We start from the raw sequence: 10,213 nt of genomic DNA on the forward strand, positions 1-10,213 counted from the left end.
TGATTGCAGACAGAGGATATGAGGCATATAACAACATGGCTCATATCCAAGAAAAAGGATGGTTTTATCTAATACGGGTGAAAGATTTTAATCAATATTCATCCGGTATTCTGCATGGCTTGGAGCTGCCGGATACTGAGGAATTCCCTGCGGATACTCTGAAACAACTGTATGGCATGCGATGGGGAATTGAAACTTCATTTAGAGATTTGAAATATACAGTATTTTTTTGACAAGGGAACGCTCTTGTCTATTTGTTGTGTTTTTAAATCTACAAAAAACAATTTATCAGCTTGAATCAAAGGGAAAGAAAAGAGAAGTTAATATCGCGAACAATACTAACTTATCTTTAAATCCCTTAACTTAATGCCATTGGCATCTATAAACCTGGGCTCTTCAGTCTTGCCTTATGAACAGATTTCCATTTAGATACAGAATTTCCCATCTCGGAAAATTTCAGCCTGGCTGCCGTCTTCACAAGTTGCGATGCACGCCAGATCCTCTGTGCCGAACATAAAATCCACGTGGAGAGCTGAAATATTCAGACCTTTCCTCTCCAGTGCCTCCATGCTGCGGTCTTCGCCTAAAATCATATCTGAATAACCTGCTCCCAGCGCCAAATGACAGGAAGCATTTTCATCAAAAAGGGTATTATAGAACAAAATCCCCATCTGGTTAATCGGTGAATCAAATGGAACCAGGGCGATTTCGCCCAGATAACGCGCACTTTCATCTTCTAAAATGCCGGCTAAAACGTCTTCTCCCACCTCTGCACTGTACTCTACAACCTTGCCATCCTTAAATACAAGACGCATGCCGTCGATGATATTGCCCGCATGGACAAACGGCATGGAACTGTACACTACGCCGTTAACCTTATATTTATGAGGCGTGGAAAGAATTTCCTCCGACGGAATATTCGGTGCGAACAGCTCTCCATCCGGTTCCGGACAGTGGCAGATACCGCCTACGAACACTGTGTCATCACACAATTCTATCGTAAGATCTGTGCCAAGACCATTGCGCAGGTGAAGCCCGCGAACCCCCAGATTATTGATTTTTTTCACGTTCTCAAGCATTTCATTGATGTGCTTATCCCAACCATCAACACCGCTTTCCTCTGTCACATAACAGCATTTGAGAATCGCTTCCCATAAAGCATCCATTGCATCTTCTTTTGTTTTATCCGGGAAAACTTTCATTGCCCATTCTTCTCCCGGGATTGCGGAAGCACTCCACTTCACACGGTTGTCCTTTTTCAGGAAGCTCAAATCCTTCAAAGTCGCCGATGTAGCATTCTTCCATGTTGCGAGTCTTACATCTTCTACGTCGCGCAGTCCGTCCGGCGCGTCGTTGTTCAGGCGTAAAAAGCATGCGTCCTTTTCAGCATAAGACGTTCTTGCTTCGACCCACCAGTCCGGTACTTCGGACAGGGTCTCCATTTTCGCATGCTCCAGACGAATTTTGGTCAGCTGCTGGTCGGTAAAATGAATTACCACATCTTTTGCGCCCAGCTCGTACGCTTTCTTCGCTAAAATGCGAAGAAATTCAATGGCAGTTACTGATGTTTCTTCTACCACCAGAATCTGCCCCGCACGAAGACCTACTCCCCTCTTCAAAATCAGCTCCGCATAATTTTCTAATAATCGTTCTTTATTTTCCATCTAATCTATGTGCTCCTTTTGGTTCATGATACAAGCACTATAATGGTTATCGGATATTTCCACCAGTTTATAGTTCTCGTTTTTACAAGCCTCACAAGCATATTTGCATCTTGGATAGAATCTGCAGTACTCTGCCGGGTTAATCGGCGATGTAACCTCACCGCGCAAAAGTTCCGGTTCTGTGTCTTTCTTTGTAATGTCAATTTCAGGTATTGCCGAAAGCAGCGCCTGCGTGTACGGATGCTTCGGGTTTCTGAAAAGTTCCCCTGTCTCTGCCAGCTCAACGCACTGCCCCAGATACATAACCGCAATTTCCGTGGAAATATGCTTTACTACACTCATGTCATGGGTGATGAACATATAAGCAAGTTCTCGCTCTTCCTGCAAATCCATCATCAGGTTCAAAATCTGCGCCTGAATAGATACGTCCAGTGCAGATACCGGCTCGTCGCAGACGATAAATTCAGGATCTGTCGCCAGCGCTCTTGCGATACCGATTCTTTGTCTTCTTCCGCCGTCCAGCTCGTGAGGATAAGCGTTAATCAGACGCGGTGCCAGACCTACTACATCCATCAGTTCTTTTACTCTGCGGTGTACTTCCGCTTTCGTTTTGAACATTTTCCCCACTTCCATCGGTTCTCGGATGATTTCCGACACGGAAAGTCTCGGATTCAATGACGCATACGGATCCTGGAAAATCAGCTGCATCTTCTTTCTCAGCTGTTTCATCTTCGCTTTATTAAAGTCCGTAATCTTCTCTCCGTCGAAGTAAATTTCGCCGTCAGTCGGTTCTACGAGACGAAGTACAGTTCTTCCCAAAGTGGTTTTTCCACAGCCGGATTCGCCTACAACGCCAAGGGTATGTCCTTTTTCGATGGAAAAGCTCACATCATCTACTGCGTGAAGCAAGCCGGAAGGCGTTTTGAAATATTTCTTTAAGTGTTTTACCTCAATCTTCGGTGTATTACTCATGGCTTTCCACCTCCTCGAACAAATGACATCTGATGACATGCTCGCCATCCACATTTACTGCCTTTGGCACTTCAGTTCTACACTTTTCCATGCACTTTGGGCATCTCGGATGAAATACACAGCCTGTCGGCAGTTCCATCGGATCAGGCATCAGACCATCAATCGGTGAAAGTCGCTTCGTCTGTTTTTTCATATCAGGGATGGAACCGAAAAGTCCAACGGTGTACGGATGGTGTGACTCGCTCAGGAAAATTTCCTCTGCCGTTCCCGACTCTACGATAGTTCCCGCATACATCACTGCAACCTTGTCGCAGTTTTGAGATACGATACCAAGATCGTGGGTGATGAGAATCATGGAAGTTCCCAGGTTTTTCTTCAGTTGACGCATCATATGCAGCACCTGCGCCTGAATGGTAACATCAAGGGCAGTAGTTGGCTCATCGGCAATAAGCAGCTCCGGTTCCAAAGACAGGGCGATTGCGATTACTACACGCTGCTTCATACCACCGGAAAACTGATGCGGATACTCTCTCTTTCTGCTGGCAGGAATACCAACCATTTCCAGCATGTTATCCACTTTCTTTTCCATCTCTTCGTCGGAAAGCTCCGGCATATGAATCTTAAAGGATTCTTTAATCTGATCACCGATACGAAGTACCGGGTTCAGACTAGTCATCGGATCCTGGAAAATCATGGAGATGCGGTGTCCTCTGATGGCACGCATTTCTGCTTCTGTGCGTTCCAGCAGGTTGCCGCTTCCCTCAAACTGAATTTCTCCGCCGGTGATAAAGCCTGTGTGCTTCGGCAAAAGTCTCATGGTTGCCAGAGCTGTCGTGGTTTTTCCCGCACCGGTTTCACCAACAAGACCTAGAGTTTCCCCTTTGTTCAGGGAAAAACTGATATCGTTTAATACGGAGGATACGCCGTCGTCTGTGCGATATTCCGCCGAGATATGATCAATGCTCAATATTTTTTCGCTCAAAACAGCCACCTCCTAGTTTTTCATTCTCGGATCCAATGCGTCACGAAGTCCGTCGCCTAAAAGATTCAGGGAAATTACCGCAAGGGTGATTGCAGTACCCGGAATCAGTACTAGATACGGAGCCTGACGCAGGAAATCTCTGCCTTCATAAAGCATTGTACCCCATTCCGACGCAGGCGGTTTTACGCCCAGACCCATAAAGCTCAAGGACGCGATAATCAGAATGGTTGCGCCCATTGCTAGGGTTGCCTGTACGATAATCGGGCCGATTGCGTTTGGAATGATATGCTTTATGATAATATGCCAGTCGTTACTGCCGCAGCAACGTGAAGCTTCAATAAATTCCTGATCCTTGATGGACAGAATCGAAGAACGAATAACTCTGGCAAATACCGGTATGTATGCGATGGACAGGGCGATCAAAAGGTTAGACATGCTCTGCCCCAACGCCGCAACGATGGAAATGGACATCAGCATCGGCGGGATTGCCAGCAGAATATCCATCAGACGCATGAGAATATTATCACGGAAGCCGCCGAAATAACCGGCGATTGCACCGATAATAGCGCCGATTGCAACTGCAATAGCCATAGCGATAATACTTAAGGTCAGGGAAATTCTCGCGCCGTGAATAATACGGGCGAAAACGTCTCTGCCGAACTGGTCTGTACCGAACCAGTGGTCAGCCGACGGTCCTTCCAGTCTTGCGTCCATATCCTGCCCAACTACCTGGGTGTCATAGTCAGCGATAAAGTCTGCGCAAAGCGCCAGCGCCGCCATGAAAAGCAGAATTGCAAGTCCCAGCATGGCAAGTTTATTTTTGCGCAGTCTCATCATGATTGCCGTAAACTGACTGCGTGCTTTCATTTCATTTTCTTGTTTCTTCACGGTAATCACGCCCTTTCATACTGCGATTTGATACGAGGGTCGATATAAGCGTAGATGATATCTACAAGTAAGTTTACCAGGCTGTATGCGATGGTAACAAACATGATTGCCGCCATAACGACCGGCGTATCTTTCATACGAATACTGGTAATCAGAAGGGATCCGATTCCAGAAATTGCAAATACGGATTCAATTACTACAGTACCTGCCAGCAAGTACCCGAAGTCTACACCGATTACGGTGATAATCGGAAGAAGCGCGTTGCGCAGGGAGTGCTTTAAAATAACGCTCTTTTCCTCTGCACCCTTTGCTCTTGCAGTACGGATATAGTCCTGTTTCAGCACTTCCAGCATAGTCGAACGAGTCATTCGCACAAGGGTTGCCATGGTTCCTGTAGAAAGGGTGACCGCCGGCAAAATGTAGCCGGAAATATCCTGAAGGCCTGTAGCTGGAAGCCAGTGTAAATTCAATGCAAATACCAGCATCAATACCAGTCCCAATACAAAAGAAGGAATCGATGCGAAGATGAGTGCTGCCACTGTGCTGACTGCATCCACGAAGGAATACTGACGCACTGCGGAAATAACGCCTACCGGCACCCCGATCAGCGTAGCAAAAAACATTGCAACAGCAGCCAAGGTCAGCGTGGTCGGAAAACGACTCAAAATTTCTTCAAATACTGGAAGTTTCGTCTGATAGGAGTTTCCGAATTCTCCCTGAAACATATCTGTAATATAGTCAAAATAACGCACGAAAAACGGCTCGTTTAAGCCCAGTTCCGCTTCCAGTTTCGCAACCTGCTCCGGTGAAGCACTCTGTCCCAGAATCAGTTGCGCCGGATTTCCCGGTGTCAAATTCATGATGGTAAATACGATAAAGGAGATTCCCAGCACAACAACCACCATCATGCCCAGACGTTGTAAAATGTACTTTCCCATAATCTGTCCTCTCTTCGAAAATATGAGGGTATCCCCATTTCACTGTGAATACCCTCTCTTTGTCATTATAGCAGTCTTGCTAACTGCAAAGTCTGCTTTGATTACCAGGACATTCTCTTAATCTTGTAAATGCCCAGTGCGTCTGCTGCAACGCCCTTCAGATTTGCATTTGTGGTGATTGTGGTTGGTTCGAATACCAGAGAAGCAACGTATGCCTGATCGCTGATATCCTGTGCAACATCTTCGTAAGCTGCCTGCTTTTCATCGCCTGTCAGTCTTGCTGCATTTTCCAGTTTACCGGAAAGTTCATCGCTGACAACGTGGGTGATGTTGCCGGTTCCGCCGTAGCAGTCTTTGTGGAACTGGCTGTACAGCAGGGAGTACGCGTCAGTGAACATTGCACACCATGAAGAAATTGTCATTTCGTAGTCGCCTTCGGAGTATACGTCAGTGGTATACGCGCCGGCTTCCATGATGTCGATTTCTACTTCAACGCCGGCTTCTTTCAGGTCTGCCTGAATTACCTGCGCAACCTTCTGAATCTTAGCGTCTTCTTTAATCTTGATAGTCAGCTTCAGATTTTCCTGACCTGCTTCCTTCAGAAGTGCTTTAGCCTTGTCCAAATCATAAGTGTAGCCTGCTACTTTATCGGAGTATCCATCACAAGTTGGAGAAATGGAACTGTTTGCAACGGTTCCGTTTCCTTCCAGAGCACCTTTAATGATGTTTTCTCTGTTAATTGCATAGTTGATAGCCTGTCTTACTTTTACATCGTCCAGCGGTTTTGCTTCGATATTCATGTTCAAAGACAGCACAGCAGCAAGGTCAGTGCTGTAGAATGCCAGATTTTCATCATCCTGTACTACGGAGATATCGGAGTTGTTCACGTTTAAGAATGCGTCAGTTTCACCTGCCTGCAGAGCAACAAGGCCAGTGTTCTTATCAGTGATCGGTTTGAAAGTTACTGTCTTAATTACAGGTGCGCCGCCGAAGTATTCTTCATTTGCTTCTACAGTGATGTGGTCGCCGTTTACCCATTCAACGAATTTGTAAGCGCCGGTTCCCATCGGAGCTCTTTCTACTGCATCTTCGCCGTTTTCTTCAGCATAAGCTTTGCTCATGATGGAGAAGTAAGGGGAAGCAAGGCTTCCGATCATAGCGCCGAAAGGCTCTTTTAAGATTAACTTAACGGTGTAGTCATCTACTTTTTCAACCTTATCGATTGCCGCGGTCATGTCTGCCGCCCAGCCTTTTTCGATGGTTCTGTTGATGGAGTATATATACTACATCGTCAGCAGTCATTTCTGTTCCGTTGTGGAACTTTACACCCTGACGGAGTTTGAAAGTGTATTCCATCTCATCGTCGGAAATCTCGTAGCTCTCTGCCAGAGATTCCACGTATTCACCGTTTTCGTTTGCCTCTACCAAATTATCATAGATTGCATATGTAACGGTAAATGTGCTCATCATAGCGATTGCCATAGGATCCAAAGAGTTCGGTTCTGCTGATAATGCCCAGTTTAAATCGGTTCTTGCTTCAGCATCGTCTCCGCCACCGCCGCAGCCGGTCAGAGAAGCCAATGCTAACACAGCAATCAGCAGAAGAGCAATTCCTTTTTTTGTTCTTGCTTTCATAGTTGTTCCTCCTGTTTTGGAACTCGGTTCCATTTTTCTTTTTTATAATAGTAAACCATTTTCAGAAATTTGTCAATATCTTTTTGTGAATTTTTATTTATATTTTCGTATATTTATTTTGTTCGTGACAGATTTGACATCTCTCGGTTTCCTTGTTACAATGAACACTGTATAACCATTAGAAATTAATTGAGGTGAAGGACTTGAAACAACCACTTATTACGTCTGACACAAAGAACAAGGAATTCTCTAACTCCATTGATAAAACGCTCAGTGTCATCGATTGTATTTTTGAGGAAGAAGGTACTTTTATCGATATCCAAAAGAAACTCAATCTTCCGAAAGCAACTTTACATAGAATCCTACAATCTTTGGAGAAGTATAGACTGATTGAAAAGGTAGCTCCGACAGACCACTACCGTCTTGGACTGAAGTTTATTTATTACAGTGAAGCAGTAAAGACCCGGCTTTCTATCCCCTCTATCGCACAGCCCTTTTTGCAATCACTCTCCGCTTCTATCGGTGAGAGTGCAGGTCTAACTGTGCTCTTTCAGGAGCATTGCCTGTCGCTGGCTTCCTGCCGGGGAGAAGAATCAGCACTGACTTCCAATCTTCTTCCATTTCCTACGCTAAACTGTTGTTCTGCCGGAAAACTGTTTCTGTCATCCTGGAGCGATGAACAGCTAACAGAGTACTTTTCAAATGCACATTTGAAAAAACTGACACATAACACCATTATCACTTACGACGACTTTAAAAAAGAGCAGGCTAAAATCTTAAAAAACGGCTTTTCTTGTGATGACGAGGAAAACGAATACGGTCTATTCTGTCTCAGCGTGCCTCTCTTCAATCATACTGGACAAATCAATGCCAATATTGGCATTACTGCACCAAAATCTCGTCTTTTCACAAAGAATGTCGATGCGATTATCCTTCAGCTAAAAGATACCGCCCGTGAAATTAGCGATGTTCTGATAAAAACTAAGTGTGTGTGTCCGTATTAAGGTGCAGGCAGCTTAGCGCCGACCCTTACATGGAGGCTGTTGCCGCAACAAAATACATATTTTTAAAGAAAATCCCGAAAATATGCACACCAGTCTGCATATTTTCGGGATTATTGTATTATTTATGCACGCATCGCACTGCAACCCATCAGTTATCACGCCATTTCACGCTTTTTTATCGTTGAAAATGCATATGAGAAGAAAAACCATAAAAAATATGCACAGTCTCTAGAAGATTTGTGCATATTTTATGTTGTTTTTCTGGAGATATGCATAACCCACTGTTTCCCCGCCATCTAAACGAAAAAGAAATCAATGATTCTGTTAATTGTCATGGTGTCTATACTGCCGTCCATGTTATCAAAGGTAAATATCACGTCTTTCCATGGCACATATCCATAGCGCATATACTGCTGCATTTTCCAGACCAAACTATTACAATAACCCGGATCACCCAACATGCCGCAATGCTCCAAATATTTAAAACGATTCTCGCTTCGTACTGCAATTTTAAAATCAGGAACGATTTCCTTACCTCCAAGGAGCATCGGCTCCTCGTAGTGGTATGGAATTCTTCTTTGATATAGAATATCCGCCACAATCAGTTCTGATTTCGAGCGAACCATATCGCCTTTCATCGTTTTATGAATCAAGTGTTCCGGATATTTCATACTTCTATCATAATGCTGATTGCCCCAGTTTTCCCCATCTGCAAAAGCTACTATTTTAGGAAGTCCTTCTAAAGTGGAAAACTTATATGCTCCTGGAAGGCTGTCCATCACAGCTTCCGGCATGTAGTCCTTAAAATTTTTCAGATATTTATCGGCGGCTTTGATGTTATTCTCCATAATCGAAATAGATTTCTCCAGAAAATAACGCTGCTGCTTGCCAGCTACTTCTTTATTGTCAACTCTACCGATATAGTCATGGCTCTCGGCATCATAATAGTACTGTTTATCACCACGATTTGACATAAACATTCTGCCCTCAGGCAGACCTTTTAATGCCTTTCGGTATTCACTACACAATTTCTTCTGATTTTCTAATTCCCACTGGACATAGTCTTTACTGCTTTTCATCGGTCCCCTTTCGATCCTATTAGTTACATTTAATTCCATATTTGTAAATAAATTATACACAATTATTTCAAAAAGCCAACCATTATTTCATCGCTGACGCTTGATGAAAACGCACCTGAAATCCTGAATGCTGATGTCCCTAAGCATCTCATCTCTTTTGAAAAACGACCTCGCCACAGGGCGAGGTCGCAAATTAAAATCTTTTTTAAGCCTCCGGCTTTTCTGCTTTCGGTTCAGCTGATTTTGCCGGCGCTTTCTTTACGCGCATATTGTTGATTGCGCCTGTCGGACATTCTTTTGCGCAAAGTCCGCAGTTCTTGCACTTGTCAGGGTCGATTCTTGCCACGTTGTTTTCCACTGTGATTGCCTCGAACTTACAAGTCTTTTCGCACTTCTTGCAGCCGATACATCCGTTAGTGCAGGCCTTTCTGGTATCTGCGCCTTTTGCTTCAGATTTGCACTGAACCACAACCAGGTTCTTAGCGCTCTGAATTTTGATAACGGAGTTCGGGCAAACCTTTGCACATGCGCCGCAAGCTACGCAGTTATCTCTGTTGACAACCGCTACGCCGTCGCACACGTGAATCGCGTCAAAGTCGCATGCTGCAGCACAGTCCCCAAGACCGATACAGCCATAAGGGCAAGCGGAAAGTCCGCCGAAAAACTGCTTTGCAGCAGAACAGGTCTGTACACCTGTATATTCCATGATGGTCTTTGCTGCATCCTTAGTACCGTTGCACATCACAACTGCCACCTGTTTGTCAGCAGAACCTGCTTCAACGCCCAACACTTCCGCAAGCTTTGCGGCAACATCTGCGCCGCCTACAGGGCACATGGAACAGCTGAGTGAATGATCCTCAGCCAGAGCATTGGCATAATCGTCGCAACCGTTATATCCGCAGGCACCGCAGTTGGCGCCCGGAAGTTCCGCACGAAGCAGTGCAAACGTTTCATCAACAGGTACGAAGAACACTTTGGAAGCGATGGTCAGAATGACTGCGCAGACAAGACCAATCGCAACTACAATTAAAACTGGTGTTAACATTTCATT

The 10,213-nt window shown here is 44.9% G+C and carries 10 protein-coding genes and 1 pseudogene; 2 read left to right on the top strand and 9 right to left on the bottom strand.

Translation table 11 applies throughout. The annotated features are described in order from the left end of the window. Positions 1–221 (top strand): annotated as a pseudogene (locus D1151_RS07915) (transposase); the annotation flags it as partial. A 204-nt stretch (positions 222–425) separates the two neighbouring features. On the opposite strand, the gene D1151_RS07920 reads toward D1151_RS07915, so the two are convergent. The 7 genes from D1151_RS07920 to D1151_RS07950 form a co-directional block, all read right to left on the bottom strand. Continuing rightward, complete coding sequence (locus D1151_RS07920; RefSeq protein WP_161908537.1) at positions 426–1,664, bottom strand: aminopeptidase; 1,239 nt, start codon at positions 1,662–1,664, stop codon at positions 426–428. Continuing rightward, positions 1,665–2,636 (bottom strand): ABC transporter ATP-binding protein, encoded by a 972-nt coding sequence (locus D1151_RS07925; RefSeq protein ID WP_161908538.1) that lies wholly within the window; start codon positions 2,634–2,636, stop codon positions 1,665–1,667. Continuing rightward, positions 2,629–3,627: an ABC transporter ATP-binding protein gene (locus tag D1151_RS07930; RefSeq protein ID WP_334296738.1), complete on the bottom strand. Its 999-nt coding sequence runs from the start codon at positions 3,625–3,627 to the stop codon at positions 2,629–2,631. Before D1151_RS07930 ends, D1151_RS07925 begins: the two co-directional genes overlap by 8 nt. Positions 3,628–3,630: 3 nt before the next feature. Further along, a complete protein-coding gene (locus D1151_RS07935) occupies positions 3,631–4,506 on the bottom strand; it encodes an ABC transporter permease (protein ID WP_330588316.1) in 876 nt (291 codons plus the stop codon). A 5-nt stretch (positions 4,507–4,511) separates the two neighbouring features. Next, entirely contained in the window at positions 4,512–5,444 is a 933-nt protein-coding gene (locus tag D1151_RS07940; RefSeq protein WP_161908540.1) for an ABC transporter permease, read from the bottom strand. Positions 5,445–5,545: 101 nt separating this feature from the next. Then, positions 5,546–6,679, bottom strand: coding sequence for an ABC transporter substrate-binding protein (locus D1151_RS07945; protein WP_161908629.1), 1,134 nt, complete (start codon positions 6,677–6,679; stop codon positions 5,546–5,548). After that, entirely contained in the window at positions 6,660–7,079 is a 420-nt protein-coding gene (locus D1151_RS07950) for an ABC transporter substrate-binding protein (protein WP_161908541.1), read from the bottom strand. Before D1151_RS07950 ends, D1151_RS07945 begins: the two co-directional genes overlap by 20 nt. 203 nt (positions 7,080–7,282) lie before the next feature. Here D1151_RS07950 and D1151_RS07955 point away from each other — a divergent pair, with 203 nt between their 5' ends. After that, positions 7,283–8,083, top strand: coding sequence for an IclR family transcriptional regulator (locus D1151_RS07955; protein WP_161908542.1), 801 nt, complete (start codon positions 7,283–7,285; stop codon positions 8,081–8,083). A 296-nt stretch (positions 8,084–8,379) separates the two neighbouring features. On the opposite strand, the gene D1151_RS07960 is transcribed toward D1151_RS07955, so the two are convergent. Both D1151_RS07960 and D1151_RS07965 read right to left on the bottom strand, forming a co-directional pair. After that, positions 8,380–9,162, bottom strand: a complete 783-nt coding sequence (locus D1151_RS07960; RefSeq protein WP_160202556.1) for a hypothetical protein — start codon at positions 9,160–9,162, stop codon at positions 8,380–8,382. Positions 9,163–9,367: 205 nt separating this feature from the next. Continuing rightward, complete coding sequence (locus D1151_RS07965) at positions 9,368–10,207, bottom strand: RnfABCDGE type electron transport complex subunit B (RefSeq protein WP_160202555.1); 840 nt, start codon at positions 10,205–10,207, stop codon at positions 9,368–9,370. Positions 10,208–10,213: the final 6 nt, after the last annotated feature.

It is taken from the genome of Emergencia sp. 1XD21-10 (genome assembly GCF_009936045.1).
GTDB lineage: Bacteria > Bacillota > Clostridia > Peptostreptococcales > Anaerovoracaceae > Senimuribacter > Senimuribacter intestinalis.

Bases quoted from the DNA above. Each gene is read 5' to 3' on its own strand.
- D1151_RS07920 (WP_161908537.1), bottom strand. From the start codon at position 1,664: ATGGAAAATAAAGAACGATTATTAGAAAATTATGCGGAGCTGATTTTG.
- D1151_RS07925 (WP_161908538.1), bottom strand. From the start codon at position 2,636: ATGAGTAATACACCGAAGATTGAGGTAAAACACTTAAAGAAATATTTC.
- D1151_RS07940 (WP_161908540.1), bottom strand. From the start codon at position 5,444: ATGGGAAAGTACATTTTACAACGTCTGGGCATGATGGTGGTTGTTGTG.
- D1151_RS07945 (WP_161908629.1), bottom strand. From the start codon at position 6,679: ATGACCGCGGCAATCGATAAGGTTGAAAAAGTAGATGACTACACCGTT.
- D1151_RS07950 (WP_161908541.1), bottom strand. From the start codon at position 7,079: ATGAAAGCAAGAACAAAAAAAGGAATTGCTCTTCTGCTGATTGCTGTG.
- D1151_RS07960 (WP_160202556.1), bottom strand. From the start codon at position 9,162: ATGAAAAGCAGTAAAGACTATGTCCAGTGGGAATTAGAAAATCAGAAG.
- D1151_RS07965 (WP_160202555.1), bottom strand. From the start codon at position 10,207: ATGTTAACACCAGTTTTAATTGTAGTTGCGATTGGTCTTGTCTGCGCA.